Genomic DNA, 20950 nt, shown 5'->3' with positions numbered 1-20950 from the left:
ATTCCTTAACTATTATTCACTTGCATAACCTGAAGAAGGTAAGCTTACCCCATCCAATACTGCTTTGTCACCTATCATAACCACTCTGCCTGAACAAAACCAATTGATGACAAGTGGATAAATTTTATGCTCTTGAACATGAATTCTACTAGCTAAATCATCCGCGGTATCTTCAGGAAAAATCGGTACTTTAGCTTGTAAAATAACCGGGCCACCATCGAGTTCTTCGGTAACAAAGTGAACACTAACACCGTGTTCTTTATCATTAGCATCAATAGCACGTTGATGTGTATTGAGGCCTTGATACTTAGGCAACAAAGATGGATGAATGTTCAATAATTTTCCAGAAAAATGTTGCACAAAGTCAGGCGTTAAAATACGCATAAAACCAGCAAGTACCACTAAGTCTGGATTATAGTCGTCAATGGCACTCACTAAAGCTTGGTCGTAACTTTCTCGTGAATCATATTCTTTGTGTGAAAGTACTTGATGAGGGATATTGGCATTTTCGGCTCGTGTTAAACCAAAAACTTCAGCTTTGTTGGAAATAACGCCAACAACTTCTCCTGGATAATCAGTTGTCTTGCAGGCATCAATAATTGCCTGCAAGTTTGAACCACTACCTGAGATTAAAACAACAATACGACGTGTCATTTAAGGGGAACCTTGATTATGAATTAATCACTACTTGCTCAGCACCATCTTGCAATTGGGCAATTGCACCAATATGCCAGGCTTTTTCACCGTGAGCAGATAAAATCTCAAGGCTTTTTGATACTTGCTCAGCAGGTACAACGATGATCATACCAACACCACAGTTAAAGGTACGATACATTTCATGCGTCGTTATATTGCCTTTTTCTTGTAACCAGTTGAAAATTTCAGGCCATTGCCAGCTATTGCCATCAATAACTGCTTGAGCATTATCGGGTAATACACGAGGGATATTTTCCCAAAATCCGCCACCAGTAATATGAGAAAGGGCGTGAGCTTTCACTTCTTTGAGCATAGCTAATGTTGATTTAACATAAATTTTAGTTGGCTCTAATAAATGTTCCGCGATACTTCTATCACCTAACATTTCAGCGGTGTCAGTATTATTTACTTCTAATACTTTACGAATTAATGAAAAACCATTTGAATGAGGACCTGATGAACCTAAAGCGATTAATTGATCACCGGCAGCAACTTTTGACCCGTCGATTAATTCAGACTTTTCGGCAACACCAGTACAAAAACCCGCAATATCGTAATCGCCTGCATGGTACATGCCCGGCATTTCAGCTGTTTCACCACCAACTAAAGCACAACCTGATTGTACACAACCTTCAGCAATGCCTTTAACAACATCAGATGCAACGTCAACTTCAAGCTTACCTGTGGCGTAATAATCTAAGAAATATAGAGGTTCAGCACCTAATACTAAAAGATCGTTGACACACATAGCGACAAGATCAATACCAACCGTGTCATGCTTTTTAAGGTCAATGGCTAAACGTAATTTTGTGCCAACCCCGTCTGTACCTGAAATGAGCACAGGCTCTTTATAACCAGTAGGTAATTGACAAATAGCGCCAAAACCGCCAATTCCACCCATGACTTCTGGACGAGTAGTACGTTTAACAGCACCTTTTATATTCTCAACTAGGGCATTACCAGCATCAATATCAACACCAGCATCTTTATAGCTTAAAGACTGTTTTTCTTCACTCACGGGGGAACCTCGTTTTGTTACCGTTATTAGATGAAATAATCAAAAAATTATTTTGCATGATTATAAAAGTGCGTATTCTACCAGTGCATGAGCTTGCTGAAAATCTTTATAATAAATTATTTTTTTTCAAGGATTAAAATTTGCTAAGTTGTGATAATATTCTTTTTATGAAAAACCTCTCTTTGAAAAAAATGATTAGATATTGGTTTGTTTTTACAACAGTTTTTATCTCCCTTTCTATTTGTATTTCAACGAATGCTGTTGAAGTTAAAGATTTATATGTAGCAAAAGTTGCTGTTAAATCTCAAGGGAAAAATGAACGTAATCGTGCTTTAAAGCAAACATTGCGTGCGGTGTTGATTAAAGTGGGCGGCCATCAAAGTGTTCTTAACCATCAAGCAATTAAAGCGCAACTTAATCGCTATAACAGTTTTGTAACCCATTATCGTTATGAACGTGATGAAAAACAGCAATTTTTACAAGCTAGTTTTGATGAAGCTAAAATTAATCAATTATTCGTTGATGCCAATTTACCTATTTGGGGAAGTTTAAGGCCACAAGTGGTGTTATGGTTAGTCGACGAAAATGGTTTACTACGAAACGTCATTAGCGAAAGCCATTCATCACCTCTTATTGAAACGGTTAACAACTTTAGTAGCCTACGAGGTTTACCTATTGCATTGCCTTTATGGGATTTAGCCGACACCAATAATATTAGTACTTCTGACGTTTGGGGGCGATTTTCTCAGCCTATCTTTCATGCTTCAAAACGTTATCAGGCTGAAGCCATTATTGTCGTTCGAATTTCAGATAATAGTTTATTATCAGATGAGCAGCTTGGCAGTAATGCCGACGGTTGTGAGCTGTTATGTCAAACGCCGATTGGATTAGATTGGAGTTACCTTTCAGCAGATGATGTCGATCAAACCCCACAATTTAGTCAACGTTATCAAGGTTTTGACCGAAGCGAATTATTGAGCCAAGCGTTAAGTGATATTACCGATAATATTTATCAACGATATGCCTTAACTACGGGAGAAAATAATCAATACGAAATAGAGGTAGCTAATATTGATTCGCTTGCTCGTTTTGTACAAGTGAGCCAATTTCTACAAGAGCTTTCATCAGTACAAGCTGTCAGGTTAACTCAAGCAAATGGTGAAGTTCGACGGTTCAGCTTAACGTTAATCGGCTCTGAACACACTTTTTTAGCTTCGTTAAAATTGCACAAAGCGTTAAAACAGCATATCGATATTCTAAATCCTGTTATTGATGAAAAAGTGCCTGTTTTTTACTGGGAGCGGATGTGATTAACAATAATCAGTTAACCTTATCTGTACAGTTACCCGATGATGAAACCTTTAAAAGCTATCAGAGTGAGGTTAATCAATCGGTTTGCAAATTACTGAACGATTTTGTCGCAAATCAGGCTGAGCAATCGCAAGAAAAAAATATTTGTGGTTTTTATTTATTTGGTATCAAAGGGGTAGGGAAATCTCATTTATTGCATGCCTGTTGTGCACAAGCGCAAGAAAATCAGTTAACGTCGGTTTGTTTATCTTTTTCTGAGTTACGACATTTATCAGTAGAAGTATTAGACGGTTTAGAACATATCGATTTAATTTGTCTTGATGATATTCAATATATAAGTGGCGAAGCTGATTGGCAACAAGCGGTTTTTGATTTATATAACCGCGTGTTAGAACAAAATAAAAAACTAATCATCACAGGGGATAAAAGTGTTCAAGCTTTGCAATTAAGCTTACCTGACCTACGGTCACGGTTATCTTGGGGGTATATCGAGCAAATAAAACCTTTGTCCGATGATGAGAAATTACTTGCGGTGCAATTTCGCGCTCAACAAAGAGGTTTGTTATTAACTGATGAGGTTGCGCGTTTTTTATTAACTCGATTATCTCGTGAAATGACCAGCTTATTAAATGCTTTAGATAAGCTCGATAAAGCTTCAATGAGGGAACAACGAAAAATCACCATTCCCTTTATTAAAGACGTGTTATTAACCTAACGGGTTATTATTTCTTCAAACGTCTCTTTTTAAGCTTGCTCTTCTTTTTTCTTTCGAATACTTAAGCCTAATTCTTGCCCGCGATACTTTGCAAAATAACTCCCTGATATAAACATCATGGTGGTAAATATTAGTTCTAACATCGCCCATATCATATCTTCTTTAGAGACCCATAACGTTGTTAAGCTATGCAAGAAATAAATCATAACAATAAAATTAGACCAAGCATAAGTATAGGGATTGCCCTGAACTAAACCTTTTAATGGAAATAACAAAGGTAAAGTAAACATAACCAAAGTGAGCGTTGGCGATAAACCATCTGAGGGATTGATCAGCAACAACCATAGTGGCATATAGATTAATAAAGCAAAGTAACCGGTTAAAGCGATTTTTTTATGAGTTTGAGTTGAAATATATCGTTTCATATTAGCTTATTAAAACAAGGTCAAAACGTTTTCAGGCGGGCGACCGATAACGGCTTTATTGTTTTTAACAACAATAGGGCGCTCAATTAATTTTGGCGTAGAAACCATCGCATTAATCAAGGTTTCATCATCTGCATTTTGTAAATTTTGCTCTTTAAACTCAGCTTCTTTCGTACGCATCATATTGATTGGGCTAACGGATAATGCTTGCAGTAAACCCTTGATATCATCATTTGTTAAAGGTGTTTTTAAATACTCTACAACCGTAACGTCTTGGTTGTTTTCTTCAATTAGGGCGAGGGTTTGTCGGCTTTTTGAGCAGCGAGGATTATGGTAAATAGTTAACATTTTTTTCTCTAATTTACAGTTGGTTAAGGTTAATAATGTTGATAAATTATTGTTGATTTAACGTGTTCTCTAAAGGTGTTAAGTTTATTTGAGCATGTTAATTTAGACGTTTTAATTTATTTTCTTGTTCCTGAAATTGAATGATACGTGCTTTAATGCGTTTTTTCACTAAAGGTTTATCATCGGCAAAATTATATCCGGTTTGTAATTCATCTATGGCTCGCGAATATGCGCCTAGTAAAGAAAATACTTCAGCTTTAGTCGCATGCATCATTGCCATTTTATTTTGTTTTTTATATGCGTCAGTGAGTAAGTCATGAGCGATAAAATTATTGGGTTGAACCAGTAAAAAATCTTGCAATAAAATTTCAGCTTGTTGGTATTGTTCGGCTTCAAGTAACGTGTTGGCATAATTTAAAGCAACCACTTGATTGTTAGGCATTAAAAGATTTAATTCTTTTAACCTATCAAGCGCAGGGGCGAAGTTTTTAGTCTTAATATGTATGTCAGTTAATAGATCGATATAAAATAAATTGTTTTTGTCGTCTGATAATAACGAGTTTATGATGTTTAGTGATTGTTCATAGGCTGCATTTTCAAAATAGGCGATGGCTAATCCATATTGTGCTGCTTGTTTATAGACGTATCGTTGTTTTTCGATTTCTTTTGAATAAAATTTAATATTATCGGGTGCATTACCTTCATAGCGCGCTCTTAATCGTGCTTTTGCTAATTCAAAATCTAAACTTGCTCTAATTTGTCGAGCAGGAAAATTTTGTGCTCTGACCCTTGCTTCTGAAATACGTGATTCAGGTAATGGGTGAGTAAGTAACATAGCTGGCGGTTTACTGGTATAACGAAATTGCTCAGCCATTTTACCAAAAAAGTTTGGCGCCCCCATAGGATCAAAACCGCTGTTTGCTAATAATTGAATGCCTACGCGGTCAGCCTCCTTTTCGTTTGTTCGGGTATAATTTATTGATGCTTGTTGTGATGCTGCCATGCTGGTACTTAGGGCTGCCATCCCAACAGTAGGGTTGATGAGGGTAAGTAATACCCCTGAAATCATCCCTGCCATTGTTAAAGGTTGATTTCGGTTTTGTGCTTCCATTTTTCTGGCAAGATGGCGCTGGGTAACATGAGATATTTCATGAGCAACCACCGAAGCCAATTCACTTTCTGTTTCGGCCGTGGTGATTAATCCGGTATGAATACCTATATGTCCGCCAAAGAAAGCAAAGGCGTTAAGATCTTTATTATTGACTAAGAAAAATTCAAAGTTGTAATGCACGTCTTGCGCATTTCGAACCATTCTATTGCCCAAATCATTAATATATTCAATTAAAATCGGATCATTCACAATAGGTTGCGATGCACGAAGGTGTTTCATCATGGCATCACCGATTAATTGTTCTTTATCTATTGATAAAGCGCTAAATCCTGCGGCACCAATTTCTGGTAATTTATTTCTCCCGTGATTTTTACCATTGACTTGTTGACCATAACTGAAGGGCGTTGAAATTAATATGATCAATAAAAAAGTGCTAAATAATAAAGATAGTTTTGCCAAGGTATATGTTCCGTTATTCTTCGATATCAAGTAAATTTTCTAAATGAAAATCAGGTCTTCTTTTGAATAGTTCTTTACAAAATTCAGCAATGTTATAGCCTTGAATTTTTCTTATATCAAAAGATTGAGTTAAGTTTTTGATATGCTCTTCAACCTTATAATGGGCAAATTTAATTAACTGCATATCTGCTTTATCACCACGTTCAAAAGTAAAAACAATCATAGGTACAATATTGCATACTCGAAATAACATTTGCATGATTTCAGGTTGCCAAAGTTTAAAAGGACAATGTGGGTCATCTTTTAATTGTGTTAATACTCGTTCTCCTTTGACTATAGGGTAGCAATGAAGTTCATAGTTATTCTCACAATAGACATGCCTAAGCTCAATGGTGGGTTTCTTCTTAACGAGTATATTACCTGAATTGTCTTTAGAACCGTCGAGATAGCTAAGGTTCCAATTCTCCGTATTAAATAAATCTTTATACGCACTTTCAAAACCATGGGTTAATAGACCATCTAACTCTCCGATGGAAGAAGCAGCCATTTGATAAATAGTGGGTATTTCTCCCCAGTTTAATTTTCTTTTATAGGCATTTATATCTTTTAACGTGGGACTATTTGGTAATTCACTCATTTAATAATGCCTAATAAAAATTTATCATTAAGAATCTGAAAACTTGATTGTAATTGATTGTCGCAAATTAGATAATCAAACAAAAGTACTGTTGATTATTTTGTTCATGAATTATGAGTATGATGCTAGTAAAGACAAATGTCCTTTACCTTTAGTTAAAATGCGAGTGTTGTTAAAAAAATTACAGGCTCATGATACGTGTATTATTCGCTTAGCTGACCAAGGCTCTAAATCCGATATACCAAAATATCTCAGTGCGAAAGGATATCAGTATACGCAACAACAGTTAGATAATTCAATAGTCGAATTTCACATAAAAACAGGTAAGTTATTATAATGGTTTCTTTTTTCTCTCAGTGGTATAAACAAAAATTTTCAGATCCTAATGCCGTTACGCTTGTCGTTATTTTGATGATGGCTTTTCTTGCTATTTACTTTTTAAGTGGATTATTAATGCCAGTTTTCGTTGCCATTGCGATAGCGTTTTTACTCGATTTGCCGGTTAATAAACTTGGCAGTTTCGGCTTGTCTCGCATGTTTTCTACCGTGGTAATTGTTATCGCGTTTGTCGGGGTAGCCTTGTTAGCCTTTTTAGGGTTAATGCCCGTGATATGGCAACAAAGTTCAAATTTGATTCAAGAAGTCCCTCATATGCTTTCGCAAGGGCAAACATACTTATTAACCTTGCCAGAACAATACCCTGAATATATCAAAGCAGAGCAAATTCAAGCGGTGATCACTTTAGTCAATGATAAATTAATCGAGTGGGGGCAAGTTGCTTTAAAGGCGTCTTTAAATTCGATTTCAGACATAGTCGCTTTATTAATTTATTTGATTTTAGTGCCACTGATGGTGTTTTTCTTTTTAAAAGATAAAAAAGAATTACTGGCAAGTTTTAGTCAGTTTTTACCCAAAGATAGAAAAATGGCGACCCAAGTTAGTGATGAAATGAACCAGCAAATCATGAATTACATTCGAGGTAAAGTCATTGAAATTCTTATTATTGGTACAGCTTCGACCATTGCTTTTGTTATTTTAGGCTTAAATTACGCAGTATTGTTAGGTGTTTTAGTAGGATTGTCTGTATTAGTGCCTTATGTGGGAGCGACCATAGTCACGTTTCCTGTCGTGTTAGTTGCATTATTTCAGTGGGGAGTCGGTGCTGAGTTTGGTTATGTCATGCTCGCATACGGCATTATTCAAGCCTTAGATGGCAATTTATTAGTGCCATTATTATTTTCTGAAGCAGTTAATTTACATCCGGTGACTATTATTATTGCTGTCATTTTATTTGGCGGATTATGGGGATTTTGGGGAGTGTTTTTTGCTATCCCATTAGCAACCTTGGTAAAAGCAGTACTGAACGCTTGGCCTTCAACCACACTTACTACTGAAGATTCTAACGCGTAAATCTTGATCGTGCAGCTAAAAAAAAGACTGTAAATTTATTTACAGTCTTGTTTAGTTTTTTCTGTAACCATTAGGGGCTGTTGATCTTTCGAGATTGTTTTTGCCGCATTTTGTTGGGTATTTATACAAGGCAGAGCCTTTGTAATAGGGTTGTTCCACATAAAAAGGCGATAAAGACTTTATGCTCCTGCAAAGTCACCTTACCCCACATCCTTGTGGGGCAACGCCGTTAAAAATGACCAACAAACGCTGTCCGAAGGATTCGGCTAAAATCATTTTACGCTTTGTTGAGTAGTGTTTGCTTAGAATGACTAGGCTACACACTACTCGCCGCGATTAAAACGATTTTATCTCGAACAAAATTTAACCGCGAAAGATCAACAACCCCTAGCTGAATAAAAGGTTATTCAGCATTAGCGTTTAAAAAGTCTAAAACAACCTGATGATGATCTTTGGTTTTAAATTTATTAAATACGTGACTGATCTTACCGTCTAAACCAATTAAAAAGCTTAAGCGGTGAATGCCATCGTATTCTCGGCCCATAAATTTTTTCAATCCCCACACACCAAAATCATCCGCCACTTTATGGTCAACATCAGACAGCAGGGTGAAGTTTAATTCATCTCGTTGGCAAAACTTGGTTAGTCTTTTCGTTTCATCAGGACTGATACCAAAAACGACGGTATTAAGTTTTTCTAATTCAGCTTTACTATCTCTTAAATTTTGTGCTTGCACAGTGCAACCTGGCGTCATTGCTTTTGGATAAAAATAAACCAGTACTTGTTTTTTACCAATATAATCAGCTAAAGAAACTGATTGGTTGTTTTCATCTAATAAAGAAAATAATGGAGCGGTATCGCCAGCCTTTAATGTATTCATTGTTGTCCTTACTAATTAGCTTTATCTACACTTATAAAAAGTTTGAGTTAACTTTGGTGATAGTACCTTGAACATCTATTTGATCGCACAGATCAAAATAATCTTTTTCTAATGCTTCAATGGTAGTTTCTTTGGTCAATGCAATTTGAATTGCAGCATTCATTTGGTTGGTTTGTGGGTTTATTTCCGACTTAAGAGAAGAAATATCGATATTTCGAGCGGCAAAAAATGCCGTCATCGCTTTTAATAACCCCGGTTGGTCTATCCCCGCATATTCTGCTTGATAATGCTCAGTAAATTCTTGGTGTTTGTAGCCAGACGTGCGTTTCATCATGGTGATTAATTCACGCTTTACTGCAACGGCAGGTAGTTTACTTTCAATTTGGCTAATGGCTTTACTGGTGCCATTAAGCAACATTATCATGGTGAACTCTAAACCAAAAATCGCCATTCGGCTATCTACAATGTTACAACCACATTCACTTGCAAGCTTGGTTAAACTACTAACGCTGCCTGTTCTGTCAGCGCCCATGACTGTGAGAACTAGATATTGAGACATTTTTAACCTCCTCTGCTATAAAAAAGTGCGATATTGTAGCCTAAATAAAGCGCAATGACATCCGCATTTATTCTTGTGTTTGTTTTTAGGGGCAAGTACCATGTAGCGCATATAATGAAAGCTGAACAACTTGAAGTGAAGTTTTAAATTAACGAAGAAAGTGAACTTTATTTCTTATAAAGCGTCTATCTCTGCACTTAATCATTCGTCATCAAAAATTGTTAACTAGTTTTTCTAAAACAAAAAAAGATTCAGATGTTATCCGCGGGAGTTTTAATGAATCGTAATATTTTTTATTTTTCATTGCTCAGCCTTGCTGTTGCAGGTTGTAGTACAGTTAATAATAAACAGGCAGGTGGGGATTTTGACTATGCTAGTCAACCTGAGCCTCAAAAATTAAATATTCCATCAGGATTATCAGCACCAGAACAATCGCAACGTTATTTTGTTCGTGATGATATAAATCGTCAAGGTCCTATCGGTCAAGAGGTGGATGTACGCGCTCCGTCATTAGTTTTACCTATTGCTGCTTCTTCTCGTATTGAAGGGGATAGTAATCAAGCTAAAATTTGGTTTGATAAAGTATTAGAAGATAAAGACTTACAACTTTTTATTTACCAAGCGATTGAAGAGCAATTATCGTCAGATGGTGTCGGCATAGAAGTTATCGATGCTGAAAATAAAATTTACGAATCTCAGTGGTATAATCGTGAAAAACAATCAGGGTTTTGGTTGTTTGAAGAAGTTGAATCGACGGAGAGCTTACGGTTTAGATACCAATTTGAAACGAAACCACATGGTCGCAGTGTTGCTGTCATTGTTTCTTTAGTGGATTACATGAAAACGGATCAATCAGGTGGTTCTAAAGTGATGAATCAACTTGATAAACAACGCGCTGAAATGGCGATGTTAAATGAAATTGTTGCACAAGTAGATTTCAAATACCGTAAACAACAACGCGATAATCGTTTATTAAGAGCTAGCCAAAAGTTAGTGACAATCGGTGAAAACCAATTAAATGAGCCCGCTTATATTGTTGAAATGGAATTAGATTTATTATGGGCCAATATGCCTATCTTCTTTGAAGATCACGGTTTTAAAGTGGCTGACTTAAATGAAACTAAGAAAATCTATTACGTTGATTTTGTTAAACCAAATATCAGTTTATGGGATAAAATTTGGGGTGAGGAGCAAGCCATTATAGAGCTTGAAGATCAACGCTATCAATTTGATTTATCACCAAAAGGTGAAAAAGAAGAACAAACTAGCGTGACCATTTTTGATGCTCAAGGTAATGTACTTCCTAAAGATAAGCTGGAGTTCATCTTTCCTGTCATAGAGCAAGCTTTATCGTTTAGAGATACGTTTTAATTATTATCTTATTTCTCGATTAATCGTTAGCAATAAAAAAACCAGTCATTTGACTGGTTTTTTAGATCAGAAACACTGATAAATAATTACTTTTTCGTTACTCGCCAAAAAGCAATACTAGCCACGACTAATAAAATCATCGGATAAAATGCACTTGAAACCACCTCTATTGGCGAGAGTTTTAAAGTAGTTCCCAATAACAGCGCTTGTGCGCCATAAGGTAATAAACCTTGGTTAATACAAGCGAAAATATCTAATATGCTGGCAGAATGAGCGGGGGAAAGCTCACTATCGTTTGCTAAGTTTTTTGCGGTTTCGCCAGTTACAATAATAGACACGGTATTGTTTGCCGTAAAAAAGTTACAGGTAAATGCTAAACTTGCTATGCCTAGACCGGCGGCACGTTTTTTATTGTTAGGGCTTAGTTTACGGGCAAGCTTTTCTACTTTACTGGTTAACGCTGCTAACCCACCTTGTTGTTTGATTAACTCACTTAATCCACCAATAAAGAGTGCTAAAATGAAAAGATCCTGCATGTTACCAAAACCGGTATTAATATCATTCACCCAAGTGCTAAGTTGATAACCTTGTGTGATCATGCCAACACCAGCTGCGAGTGCGATACCAATGATTAGTACTAAAAATACATTTACCCCTAATAACGCCAAAACCAAAATAACGATGTAAGGAATTAAACCAACGACATTAACTTCATTGATTTGTTCATGAGGAATAGATACGCCTAAACTGGCAAAAATAACGAGACAAATTATGGCGGCGGGTATAGCAAATTTAAAGTTAACTTTAAATTTGTCTTTCATTTGAGCGCCTTGGCTACGTGTAGAAGCAATAGTAGTATCAGAAATAATGGATAGATTATCACCAAAAATTGCCCCAGAAATTATCACACCTGCAATAATACTCGCGTCTAGATTTGCTGATTCAATAAAACCTAGTGCGATAGGTGCGATCGCGGCAATCGTACCCATAGACGTTCCCATGGCCGTAGAGATAAAAGCAGCCACTAAAAATAACCCAGGTAATAATAAATAATCGGGAAACAGAGATAAACCAAGTTGCACACTGGCATCCACACTACCTGTAGCTTTTGCTACTGTCGCGAACGCACCGGCTAATAAATAAATCATACACATAGTAATAATGTTTTGATGGCCAGCCCCTTGAATAAATTGTCCTATTTGTTCACTTATTGGTGCTTTACCTAGCCAAATAGCCACTAAAATAGCAGGGATAATTGCGATACTGGCAGGGAGTTGGTAGAAAGCAAAATCCACTCCTTGCAAGGTAAGGACTATGCCGGTTCCTAGAAATAGACCTAAAAATACGGCGAAAGGGAATAAACTACTCAAACGTTCAGCTTCGGGAGATTTTTTTAATTCAGATGATGTCATGCGTACAATTCTAATAGTGTGTATAGGTTTAATTATGGAAAACAATAAAGTAATTTGAGAAAAAGTCTATGAAGATTATTACATTATCACCATAAAATTGAATTTTATGTGAACTCAACTAAAGCATTAAAATGGCCTGAGTCGAGAATTAACTTAGTGTTAAAACCAAATATCGAGAAAAAATTATAATAAATAACAAATTCTCAGTAAAACACACTACAGAGAAGGCTGTGTTTATGCTATCCTTTCGCGAATTTTTTAGCACTCGCCAATATAATCATTTTTAAATGGGTAAATTTGGTGAAAACATGAGTGAATAATATGTCTTTTGAAACTATCGAACAACGCGTAAGTTACGGTGTAGGTCGTCAATTAGGTGACCAATTACGTAATAACCCTTTTAAAGAATTTGATGTATCTGCAGTTCAAGCAGGTTTAGCAGATGCTATTGCTAATGCTGACAGTCAAGTTTCTGATGAATTATTAAACGAAGCTTTCTCTGTCATTTCAAAAAAATTACAAGAGCAAGAGCAAGCAGAAGCTAAAGTTAAAGCCGCTGAAGGTGAAGCTTACTTAGCAGAAAATGCTAAACGTGATGAAGTAACCGTTACTGAATCAGGTTTACAATACGAAGTATTAGCGACAGGTGACGGTGAAAAGCCAACAGCTGCAAGTACTGTACGTACTCATTACCATGGTACTTTTATTAATGGTGATGTTTTTGACAGTTCGGTTGAACGTGGTCAACCGGCTGAGTTTCCAGTGGGTGGCGTGATTGCTGGTTGGACTGAAGCATTACAATTAATGACGGAAGGTTCTAAGTGGCGTTTATACGTACCTTACAACTTGGCTTATGGTGAGCGAGGCTCTCAAGGTGCAATTCCTCCATACGCAACCTTAGTATTTGATGTTGAGCTATTAGCCATTGTTAGCTAATCAGTTATTTTAAAGCCCTCCGTTGAGGGCTTTTTTATGAATGAATTTAAATAATATAGTTTGTTAAGTTATAAAAATTTATTGATAAAAAATTTATTAAAGACATTATTTTTAAATGACAAAATCAGCGCTAGTAAATTTATTTCAAAGGTACCTCAAAGCATTTAAGTGTTATGACTTATCGACAATTAAGCAATGCTATCACTTACCATGTACCTTACACACGCCTGATAAAGTCGCTTATTTAGCTAATGAATCTGACTTTGAGCAAGAAATATTACAAATCTTTACCGTGTTACAACAAGCTAAGGTAAGTGAAATTAAAATTACCAAGGCGACTTATAGTGAATCGCTAAATGATGCTGTTGATGTGTGTATTGATTGGGTATTTATTGATGAAAATGGCGAAGTTTTTGCTGACTTTTGTGCGTTTTATCATCTCACTAAAGTTGTTCAGAAATTTAAAATAACGAGTGTGGTGTCACACGAATTATCTAATAGTGTTGAGTTAGCTGAAAACATTTCAGTTCAATTATCAAATGTGAAATAAAAGAATAAGTTGAGAAAAAATATGAAAGTTAAAGTTGCCATTTTAGGGTGTAGTGGTCGAATGGGGCGTAATTTAATTCAAGCGGCTATTGAACATGAATCCGTTGAACTTATTGGTGGCAGTGTTCGTTCTTCATCATCTTTTGCAAATTTTGATTTAGGGGAGTTAGCAGGAATTGGCGCTTTCGGGAAGAAAACGTCAACTGAGCTTAATGATTTATTAGCAGCCGATGTGTTTATTGATTTCACTTCTATTGAAACAACATTAGAAAATATTAAATGGTGTCAACAGCACCAAAAAGCGATAGTCATAGGTACTACAGGTTTTAATGATGAACAGGTCAAACTGATTGAAAAATCAGCTGAAAAGATACCGCTGGTTTTAGCACCTAATACCAGTGTTGGTGTTAATTTAATGTTTAAACTATTAGAAATTACCTCAAAGGCAATTGGCGACTATACTGATATAGAAATTTTTGAAGCACATCACCGTTTTAAGAAAGATGCACCTTCTGGCACAGCCGTAAAAATGGGTCAGGTTATCGCTGATACTTTAGGTCGTGATTTAAATAAAGTTGCCGTTTATGGCAGAGAAGGGATCACCGAAGAGCGTGATCGTGACACGATAGGTTTTGCAACGGTAAGAGCCGGAGACATTGTCGGTGAGCATACCGCATTTTTTGCTGATTTAGGTGAACGACTGGAAATCACCCATAAAGCTAGTTCACGTATGACTTTTGCTTTAGGAGCAATGCGAGCAGCGTTTTGGTTAAATGACGCTGAAAATGGCTTTTATGATATGCAAGATGTTTTAGGATTAAAGTAAGTATTATTTATGAAAGTGTTGTTTATGATGCTTTTAGGTAAAAAAACAATTAAACGCTTAGTTTTTACATTTTTCACTAGACGAATATGTAATATAAGCGTAAAATAAGTGGATTTTGTCAAAAATTTATTGATTCTGAATTATTAGTGGAATGGTAAACAAATTTTTGGCATTTTTTATGTGTATCGCTTTTATGCTTAATGAATGAAGTTTAGTTGTTTCTTCGTTAAGTTTACTTCTTCTTTACGGAGGTTAAATTGACTAAATCTGCAATTTTAGTGCTTGAAGACGGCACTGTTTTTAAAGGCACCGCAATAGGTGCAGACGGGGCAGCAGTTGGTGAGGTGGTATTTAATACCTCGATGACTGGTTACCAAGAAATTCTTACCGACCCATCTTATGCAGAACAAATTATTACGCTAACTTATCCTCATATTGGTAACACTGGTACTAATAGCGAAGATGAAGAATCAAGTACCATTTGGGCAAAAGGCCTAGTTATTCGTGATTTACCTTTATTAGCGAGTAATTTTAGAAATGAACAAAACTTGAGCGATTATTTAAAAGCTAAAAATATTCTTGGTATAGCTGATATCGATACACGTAAATTAACCCGAATTCTTCGAGAAAAAGGCGCGCAAAATGGTTGCATATTAGCAGGTGACTCGCTAGATGAATCAGCTGCTCTAGCGCAAGCGAAAGACTTTCCTGGTTTAAAAGGTATGGACTTAGCAAAAGTTGTTTCTACTCAAGAACAATACCTATGGACAGAAGGAAGTTGGGAGCTAGGAAAAGGACATGTCACGCCAGAAAATAGCGGTTTTCATGTGGTTGCCTACGATTTTGGTGCTAAACGTAATATTTTACGTATGTTAGTTGATCGAGGTTGTAAACTTACCATAGTACCTGCAGAAACTCCTGCTGCTGATGTATTAGCAATGAATCCTGATGGTATTTTCCTTTCAAATGGTCCCGGTGACCCAGAGCCATGTGACTATGCTATTTCAGCAATTAAATCATTTTTAGAAACCGACATCCCAATTTTTGGTATTTGTTTAGGTCATCAACTGCTTGGTTTAGCTTCGGGTGCAAGTACATTAAAAATGAAATTTGGCCATCATGGTGGCAACCATCCGGTTAAAGACTTTGACCGAAATGTTGTGATGATCACTGCGCAAAACCATGGCTTTGCTATTGATGAAAATAATCTACCTGACAATATTAAAGTGACTCACAAGTCATTGTTTGATAATTCCATTCAGGGCATTCATTTAACGGATAAACCTGCGTTTAGTTTCCAAGGACATCCAGAAGCAAGCCCAGGACCGCATGATGCTGCACCTTTGTTTGATCATTTTATTGATCTAATCAAAGCATCAAAAGCTTAAGCACTTAACCAAGATATAAGAGAGAATTGAAAAATGGCAAAACGTACTGATTTAAAAAGTATCTTGATCTTAGGTGCTGGTCCAATTGTTATTGGTCAAGCATGTGAATTTGACTACTCTGGCGCGCAAGCGTGTAAAGCACTTCGTGAAGAAGGCTATCGCGTTATTTTAGTGAATTCAAACCCTGCTACTATCATGACCGACCCAGAAATGGCGGATGCAACGTACATCGAACCTATTCATTGGGAAGTTGTTCGTAAAATTATTGAAAAAGAACGCCCTTGTGCAGTGTTACCCACTATGGGTGGTCAAACGGCATTAAACTGTGCTTTAGAACTTGAAGCAAAAGGTGTATTGGCGGAATTTGGCGTAGAAATGATTGGCGCAACTGCTGATGCCATTGATAAAGCAGAAAACCGTGAACGCTTTGATAAAGCAATGAAAAACATTGGTTTAGAATGTCCACGAGCTGAAATTGTTCATACCATGGAAGAAGCGCACGATACGTCAAAACGTATTGGCTTCCCATGTATCATTCGTCCATCTTTTACTATGGGTGGTACTGGTGGTGGTATCGCTTATAACCGTGAAGAATTTGATGAAATTTGTACGCGTGGTTTAGACCTTTCTCCAACCTCAGAATTATTGATTGATGAATCTTTAATTGGTTGGAAAGAATATGAAATGGAAGTGGTTCGCGACAAAAATGATAACTGTATCATTATTTGTTCTATCGAAAACTTTGATCCTATGGGCATTCATACGGGTGATTCAATCACCGTTGCTCCGGCTCAAACGTTAACTGATAAAGAATATCAAATTATGCGTAATGCTTCGATTGCCGTATTACGTGAAATTGGTGTTGAAACTGGTGGTTCAAACGTACAATTTGGTATTTGTCCAAATACTGGCCGTATGGTTATTATCGAAATGAACCCACGTGTTTCTCGTTCTTCGGCACTTGCTTCAAAAGCTACAGGTTTCCCAATTGCGAAAATAGCCGCGAAACTTGCTGTCGGTTATACCCTTGATGAATTATCAAATGATATTACCGGTGGCGCAACTCCTGCGTCATTTGAACCAACAATTGATTATGTGGTTACCAAAATACCTCGTTTTAACTTTGAAAAATTCGCCGGCTCGGAAGATAGATTGACCACCCAAATGAAATCTGTGGGTGAGGTTATGTCTATTGGTCGTAACCAACAAGAATCATTACAAAAAGCTTTACGTGGTCTTGAAGTAGGCGTAAGTGGCTTTGACCCTATGGTTGATGTAACACAACCTGGTGCTAAAACGAAAATTATGCATGAATTGCAAGAAGCTGGCGCCGACCGAATTTGGTACGTTGCTGATGCCTTCCGTTTAGGTTTAACCGTTGATGATATTTTCCGTTTAACCAAAATTGACCGTTGGTTCTTAGTACAAATAGAAGACATCATTCTTGAAGAAGCAAAAGTGGCTGAAGGTGGCTTAAAAGTTTTAACGCCTGAATACTTACGACGATTAAAACGTAAAGGTTTTGCTGATTCACGTTTAGCATCATTAATCGGTGTTGCTGAAGCGGAAGTACGCAAAAAACGTCATGCGGCTGAAATCTTTCCAGTTTACAAACGTGTTGATACTTGTGCTGCTGAATTTAGCTCAGACACTGCTTACATGTACTCTACGTATGATGAAGAGTGTGAAGCTGCGCCAACCGATAATGATAAAATCATGATCTTAGGTGGTGGCCCTAACCGAATTGGTCAAGGTATTGAGTTTGATTACTGTTGTGTTCATGCGGCATTAGCACTTCGTGAAGACGGTTACGAAACCATTATGGTTAACTGTAACCCTGAAACGGTGTCTACCGATTACGACACATCAGACCGTTTATATTTTGAATCGATTACCTTTGAAGATGTTTTAGAAATTGTTCGCATTGAAAAACCAAAAGGCGTAATCGTGCAATATGGTGGTCAAACACCACTTAAATTAGCACGTGCTTTAGAAGCGGCTGGCGTACCTATTATTGGTACTTCACCTGATGCGATTGATAGAGCGGAAGATAGAGAACGTTTCCAACAAGCCGTTGAACGTTTAAATTTATTACAACCAGAAAATGCTACCGTTACTTCATTAGATGAAGCGATGGCAAAAGCTGAATCCATTGGTTTCCCATTAGTTGTTCGCCCGTCATATGTTTTAGGTGGTCGAGCTATGGAAATTGTTTATGATTTAGATGATTTACGTCGTTATATGACAGAAGCAGTAAGTGTTTCAAATGACTCGCCAGTATTGCTTGATCACTTCTTAGATGATGCGATTGAAGTGGATATCGATGTGGTTTGTGATGGTACCGATGTTGTTGTTGGCGGTATTATGCAACACATTGAACAAGCCGGTGTACACTCTGGTGACTCAGCATGTTCATTGCCAGCATATAGTTTAAGCCAAGAAGTTCAAGATGTGATGCGCAAACAAGTTACTGATTTAGCGTTTGAATTAGGCGTTAATGGTTTAATGAACACGCAAATGGCAGTGAAAGATGGTAAGGTTTATTTAATCGAAGTAAACCCTCGTGCTGCTCGTACTGTTCCATTTGTTTCTAAAGCAACTTCGGTACCTTTAGCAAAAGTTGGCGCTCGCGTTATGGCGGGTAAATCACTGAAAGAGCAGGGAATTACCAAAGAAATAATTCCACCGTACTTTTCAGTGAAAGAAGTGGTTATTCCATTTAACAAGTTCCACGGTAGTGATCCTTTAGTTGGGCCAGAAATGCGTTCAACCGGTGAAGTCATGGGGGTTGGTAAGACTTTTGAAGAAGCCTATGCTAAAGCTAACTTAGGCGCTGGAGTTTCAGTTCCTAAATCAGGTCGTGCGCTTATTTCTGTTCGAAATAGTGATAAAGCACGTGTTGTTGATTTAGCCAAGCAAATGGTTGAATTAGGCTATGAATTAGACGCTACTCACGGTACTGCGGTTATTCTTGGTGAAGCCAATATTCCATGTCGTTTAGTTAATAAAGTACATGAAGGTCGCCCACATATTCTTGATAGAATTAAGAATGAAGAATATAGCTATATTATTAATACCACTGAAGGTCGTAAAGCCATTGAAGACTCTAAAGTATTGCGTGGCGGAGCATTACGCTATAAAGTTGCTTATACGACAACGTTAAATGCTGCGTTTGCTGCTTGCCAAGCTCATGCGGCAGACGATAGAAATACAGTGACTTCTATTCAAGAATTACATAAGAAGTGTCATTAAAATAAATAAGCTTTATTGCGTTATTTATAGCGAAAATAAAGCTTTTAAAATAAATTAATAAAGGTGGTTGTGCTTTATGTATAGCCGCCTTTATCGTTAAAAGAAGTAAGGATTATAATGAATCAATTTCCAATGACAGTGCAAGGTGCAGATGCTTTGCGCGAAGAGCTTAATTACCTTAAAACCGTAAAAAGACCTAGAATAGTAAATGATATTGCTGATGCCCGTGAACATGGTGATTTAAAAGAAAACGCTGAATATCATGCCGCGCGAGAAGAGCAAGGTTTTTGTGAAGGCCGTATTCAAGAAATTGAAGGGAAATTAGGCAATGCGCAAGTCATTGATGTTTCTAAAATTCCAAATAGTGGCAAAGTTATTTTCGGTGTTACTGTTACATTGCTTAATATTGATACAGATGAAGAAGTTAAATATCAAATAGTGGGTGATGATGAAGCGGATATTAAAAATAACCGTATTTCAGTAAACTCTCCTATTGCACGAGGTTTAATCGGGAAAGAAGTTGATACTGAAATTGAAATAAAAACCCCAGGCGGCTTAGTTGAATACGAAATTATCGCTGTTGATCATATTTAGTTTTTAATACAATTTATTTATTCATATTAAAAAGCACCATTTACGGTGCTTTTTTGTCTTATAAATAAACTATTATTAGGTTTATCGGTACCATTATTAAATTTAACTTGTGATGTTTATGAAAGCTTTCGTGGTAATGATTGTTTTGTTTTTTGGCACTTCATCCGTGTTAGCAATCGACGTGGTGAAATATCCATGGGTTGGAAAAGCGTTTTCAACATCTGATGGCTACTATGCGGCGTTATTAGAGTTGGCATTAGAAAAGTCGAAAGATAAGTTTGGGCCTTACGAAATTCAGCAAGTTGTCGCAGGAGAGAGCCAAGAGCATATGGTTCGGCTTATTCAAGAAGAGAAATTTGTTAATCTTTTTTGGACCATGACTTCAAGTAAAAGAGAGGAATTATTAACGCCTATTCGTTTTCCGCTTTTTAAAGGTTTATTGGGATGTCGAGTTTTTCTTATCAAAAAAGGTCAACAAACAAGGTTTGATCATTTAACCGATGCTGAACAATTAAAAACGCTTTTTGCCGGACAAGGTGAAGATTGGCCTGATACAGAAATATTATCTGCTCATCGGTTTACACTCGCTACGTCTTCAAAAGACGTTAATTTATTTAAAATGTTATCCAAAGAGCGATTTGATTATTTTCCTCGCGCATTACATGAAGCTAGATTGGAAGCCTTAGAACACCCAGACTTAACAATCGAAAAACGCTTTCTTCTGTACTATGATTCGCCGTTTTACTTTTTTGTTAATAAAACAAATCAACGTTTAGCTCAAAGGTTAACATTTGGTTTGAATGTGGCACTTGAAGATGGAAGCTTTGAGCAATTCTTTAATACTCATCCAGTAAGTGCCGATCTGTTAAATCAATTTAACCTAGCGCAGCGGGAATTACTGATCTTAGACAATCCGTCTTTATCTCAACAGAGTCGACAAGCACTGAACAAGTTGGCTACTCGCGAAAACTGTATTGGAAAATCACGTAATAAACTTCATTGATGCTATTAAAAAAAACTAGCTAGTTGACTGCTTATTCAACTTGAATTTCT

General features: G+C 36.8%; 21 protein-coding genes and 1 pseudogene. 12 read left to right on the top strand and 10 right to left on the bottom strand.

The genetic code is table 11. The features are described 5' to 3' along the window. Nucleotides 1-12: 12 nt before the first annotated feature. Both purN and purM read right to left on the bottom strand, forming a co-directional pair. Nucleotides 13-654, bottom strand: a complete 642-nt coding sequence (gene purN, locus Q4493_RS10400) for a phosphoribosylglycinamide formyltransferase (protein WP_303452289.1) — start codon at nucleotides 652-654, stop codon at nucleotides 13-15. A 16-nt stretch (nucleotides 655-670) separates the two neighbouring features. Further along, complete coding sequence (gene purM, locus Q4493_RS10395) at nucleotides 671-1714, bottom strand: phosphoribosylformylglycinamidine cyclo-ligase (RefSeq protein ID WP_303452288.1); 1044 nt, start codon at nucleotides 1712-1714, stop codon at nucleotides 671-673. A 167-nt stretch (nucleotides 1715-1881) separates the two neighbouring features. On the opposite strand from purM, the gene Q4493_RS10390 reads away from it, so the two are divergent. Both Q4493_RS10390 and hda read left to right on the top strand, forming a co-directional pair. Continuing rightward, nucleotides 1882-3024, top strand: coding sequence for a DUF2066 domain-containing protein (locus tag Q4493_RS10390; RefSeq protein ID WP_303452287.1), 1143 nt, complete (start codon nucleotides 1882-1884; stop codon nucleotides 3022-3024). Next, nucleotides 3021-3740 carry a DnaA regulatory inactivator Hda gene (hda, locus tag Q4493_RS10385; protein ID WP_303452286.1) on the top strand — a complete coding sequence of 240 codons (720 nt, stop codon included), beginning with the start codon at nucleotides 3021-3023 and terminating at the stop codon, nucleotides 3738-3740. The genes Q4493_RS10390 and hda overlap by 4 nt, the downstream gene beginning before the upstream one ends. A 29-nt stretch (nucleotides 3741-3769) precedes the next feature. Here hda and Q4493_RS10380 read toward each other — a convergent pair whose 3' ends face one another. From Q4493_RS10380 to Q4493_RS10365, 4 genes are all read right to left on the bottom strand, one after another. Next, the gene (locus Q4493_RS10380) at nucleotides 3770-4165 is read right to left on the bottom strand and encodes a DUF2069 domain-containing protein (RefSeq protein ID WP_303452285.1); all 396 of its coding nucleotides are present in this window, start codon (nucleotides 4163-4165) and stop codon (nucleotides 3770-3772) included. 9 nt (nucleotides 4166-4174) lie between these two features. After that, entirely contained in the window at nucleotides 4175-4513 is a 339-nt protein-coding gene (gene arsC, locus Q4493_RS10375; RefSeq protein ID WP_303452284.1) for an arsenate reductase (glutaredoxin), read from the bottom strand. A gap of 97 nt (nucleotides 4514-4610) precedes the next feature. Further along, on the bottom strand, nucleotides 4611-6083 hold the full coding sequence (locus tag Q4493_RS10370) for a M48 family metalloprotease (RefSeq protein WP_303452282.1): 1473 nt from the start codon (nucleotides 6081-6083) through the stop codon (nucleotides 4611-4613). 13 nt (nucleotides 6084-6096) lie between these two features. Continuing rightward, entirely contained in the window at nucleotides 6097-6720 is a 624-nt protein-coding gene (locus Q4493_RS10365) for a hypothetical protein (RefSeq protein WP_303452280.1), read from the bottom strand. A gap of 43 nt (nucleotides 6721-6763) precedes the next feature. Here Q4493_RS10365 and Q4493_RS10360 point away from each other — a divergent pair, with 43 nt between their 5' ends. Further along, complete coding sequence (locus Q4493_RS10360; protein ID WP_303452278.1) at nucleotides 6764-7057, top strand: sulfurtransferase TusA family protein; 294 nt, start codon at nucleotides 6764-6766, stop codon at nucleotides 7055-7057. Next, nucleotides 7057-8130 (top strand): AI-2E family transporter, encoded by a 1074-nt coding sequence (locus Q4493_RS10355; RefSeq protein ID WP_303452276.1) that lies wholly within the window; start codon nucleotides 7057-7059, stop codon nucleotides 8128-8130. The genes Q4493_RS10360 and Q4493_RS10355 overlap by 1 nt, the downstream gene beginning before the upstream one ends. Nucleotides 8131-8181: 51 nt before the next feature. Here Q4493_RS10355 and Q4493_RS10350 read toward each other — a convergent pair. From Q4493_RS10350 to Q4493_RS10340, 3 genes and pseudogenes are all read right to left on the bottom strand, one after another. Continuing rightward, nucleotides 8182-8454 (bottom strand): annotated as a pseudogene (locus Q4493_RS10350) (hypothetical protein). A gap of 79 nt (nucleotides 8455-8533) precedes the next feature. Continuing rightward, nucleotides 8534-9010 carry a thioredoxin-dependent thiol peroxidase gene (bcp, locus tag Q4493_RS10345; RefSeq protein WP_303452274.1) on the bottom strand — a complete coding sequence of 159 codons (477 nt, stop codon included), beginning with the start codon at nucleotides 9008-9010 and terminating at the stop codon, nucleotides 8534-8536. A 31-nt stretch (nucleotides 9011-9041) separates the two neighbouring features. Further along, complete coding sequence (locus tag Q4493_RS10340; RefSeq protein WP_303452272.1) at nucleotides 9042-9569, bottom strand: glycine cleavage system protein R; 528 nt, start codon at nucleotides 9567-9569, stop codon at nucleotides 9042-9044. A 276-nt stretch (nucleotides 9570-9845) separates the two neighbouring features. Between Q4493_RS10340 and bamC the strand changes: the two genes are divergently transcribed. Continuing rightward, complete coding sequence (gene bamC / locus Q4493_RS10335; RefSeq protein WP_303452270.1) at nucleotides 9846-10940, top strand: outer membrane protein assembly factor BamC; 1095 nt, start codon at nucleotides 9846-9848, stop codon at nucleotides 10938-10940. A gap of 86 nt (nucleotides 10941-11026) precedes the next feature. Here bamC and Q4493_RS10330 read toward each other — a convergent pair whose 3' ends face one another. Beyond that, nucleotides 11027-12352: a Na+/H+ antiporter NhaC family protein gene (locus Q4493_RS10330; RefSeq protein WP_303452268.1), complete on the bottom strand. Its 1326-nt coding sequence runs from the start codon at nucleotides 12350-12352 to the stop codon at nucleotides 11027-11029. Nucleotides 12353-12673: 321 nt separating this feature from the next. Here Q4493_RS10330 and Q4493_RS10325 point away from each other — a divergent pair, with 321 nt between their 5' ends. From Q4493_RS10325 to Q4493_RS10295, 7 genes are all read left to right on the top strand, one after another. Next, nucleotides 12674-13288 carry an FKBP-type peptidyl-prolyl cis-trans isomerase gene (locus Q4493_RS10325; protein ID WP_303452266.1) on the top strand — a complete coding sequence of 205 codons (615 nt, stop codon included), beginning with the start codon at nucleotides 12674-12676 and terminating at the stop codon, nucleotides 13286-13288. Nucleotides 13289-13403: 115 nt separating this feature from the next. Continuing rightward, nucleotides 13404-13838 (top strand): hypothetical protein, encoded by a 435-nt coding sequence (locus Q4493_RS10320; RefSeq protein WP_303452263.1) that lies wholly within the window; start codon nucleotides 13404-13406, stop codon nucleotides 13836-13838. Between the two features lie 21 nt (nucleotides 13839-13859). Next, a complete protein-coding gene (gene dapB / locus Q4493_RS10315; RefSeq protein WP_303452261.1) occupies nucleotides 13860-14663 on the top strand; it encodes a 4-hydroxy-tetrahydrodipicolinate reductase in 804 nt (267 codons plus the stop codon). A gap of 257 nt (nucleotides 14664-14920) precedes the next feature. Beyond that, nucleotides 14921-16051 (top strand): glutamine-hydrolyzing carbamoyl-phosphate synthase small subunit, encoded by a 1131-nt coding sequence (gene carA / locus Q4493_RS10310; RefSeq protein WP_303452259.1) that lies wholly within the window; start codon nucleotides 14921-14923, stop codon nucleotides 16049-16051. A gap of 33 nt (nucleotides 16052-16084) precedes the next feature. After that, a complete protein-coding gene (gene carB, locus Q4493_RS10305) occupies nucleotides 16085-19303 on the top strand; it encodes a carbamoyl-phosphate synthase large subunit (RefSeq protein ID WP_303452257.1) in 3219 nt (1072 codons plus the stop codon). A 117-nt stretch (nucleotides 19304-19420) separates the two neighbouring features. Then, entirely contained in the window at nucleotides 19421-19897 is a 477-nt protein-coding gene (greA, locus tag Q4493_RS10300) for a transcription elongation factor GreA (protein ID WP_303452255.1), read from the top strand. Between the two features lie 136 nt (nucleotides 19898-20033). Then, on the top strand, nucleotides 20034-20900 hold the full coding sequence (locus Q4493_RS10295) for a hypothetical protein (protein ID WP_303452253.1): 867 nt from the start codon (nucleotides 20034-20036) through the stop codon (nucleotides 20898-20900). The last annotated feature ends 50 nt before the right edge of the window (nucleotides 20901-20950 follow it).

The sequence above is a fragment of the Colwellia sp. 1_MG-2023 genome (genome assembly GCF_030546755.1).
GTDB lineage: Bacteria > Pseudomonadota > Gammaproteobacteria > Enterobacterales > Alteromonadaceae > Thalassotalea_H.
Note: the sequence above shows the minus strand (reverse complement) of the source record. Positions and strands in the feature narration are given on the sequence as shown.

What these genes read in the sequence shown, in the direction of transcription:
- Q4493_RS10320 (WP_303452263.1), top strand. Translation starts at nt 13,404, where the DNA reads ATGACAAAATCAGCGCTAGTAAATTTATTTCAAAGGTACCTCAAAGCA.
- Q4493_RS10295 (WP_303452253.1), top strand. Translation starts at nt 20,034, where the DNA reads ATGATTGTTTTGTTTTTTGGCACTTCATCCGTGTTAGCAATCGACGTG.
- bcp (WP_303452274.1), bottom strand. Translation starts at nt 9,010, where the DNA reads ATGAATACATTAAAGGCTGGCGATACCGCTCCATTATTTTCTTTATTA.
- arsC (WP_303452284.1), bottom strand. Translation starts at nt 4,513, where the DNA reads ATGTTAACTATTTACCATAATCCTCGCTGCTCAAAAAGCCGACAAACC.
- Q4493_RS10365 (WP_303452280.1), bottom strand. Translation starts at nt 6,720, where the DNA reads ATGAGTGAATTACCAAATAGTCCCACGTTAAAAGATATAAATGCCTAT.
- Q4493_RS10340 (WP_303452272.1), bottom strand. Translation starts at nt 9,569, where the DNA reads ATGTCTCAATATCTAGTTCTCACAGTCATGGGCGCTGACAGAACAGGC.
- greA (WP_303452255.1), top strand. Translation starts at nt 19,421, where the DNA reads ATGAATCAATTTCCAATGACAGTGCAAGGTGCAGATGCTTTGCGCGAA.
- carB (WP_303452257.1), top strand. Translation starts at nt 16,085, where the DNA reads ATGGCAAAACGTACTGATTTAAAAAGTATCTTGATCTTAGGTGCTGGT.
- Q4493_RS10330 (WP_303452268.1), bottom strand. Translation starts at nt 12,352, where the DNA reads ATGACATCATCTGAATTAAAAAAATCTCCCGAAGCTGAACGTTTGAGT.
- purN (WP_303452289.1), bottom strand. Translation starts at nt 654, where the DNA reads ATGACACGTCGTATTGTTGTTTTAATCTCAGGTAGTGGTTCAAACTTG.
- Q4493_RS10390 (WP_303452287.1), top strand. Translation starts at nt 1,882, where the DNA reads ATGAAAAACCTCTCTTTGAAAAAAATGATTAGATATTGGTTTGTTTTT.
- bamC (WP_303452270.1), top strand. Translation starts at nt 9,846, where the DNA reads ATGAATCGTAATATTTTTTATTTTTCATTGCTCAGCCTTGCTGTTGCA.
- Q4493_RS10325 (WP_303452266.1), top strand. Translation starts at nt 12,674, where the DNA reads ATGTCTTTTGAAACTATCGAACAACGCGTAAGTTACGGTGTAGGTCGT.
- Q4493_RS10355 (WP_303452276.1), top strand. Translation starts at nt 7,057, where the DNA reads ATGGTTTCTTTTTTCTCTCAGTGGTATAAACAAAAATTTTCAGATCCT.
- Q4493_RS10380 (WP_303452285.1), bottom strand. Translation starts at nt 4,165, where the DNA reads ATGAAACGATATATTTCAACTCAAACTCATAAAAAAATCGCTTTAACC.
- dapB (WP_303452261.1), top strand. Translation starts at nt 13,860, where the DNA reads ATGAAAGTTAAAGTTGCCATTTTAGGGTGTAGTGGTCGAATGGGGCGT.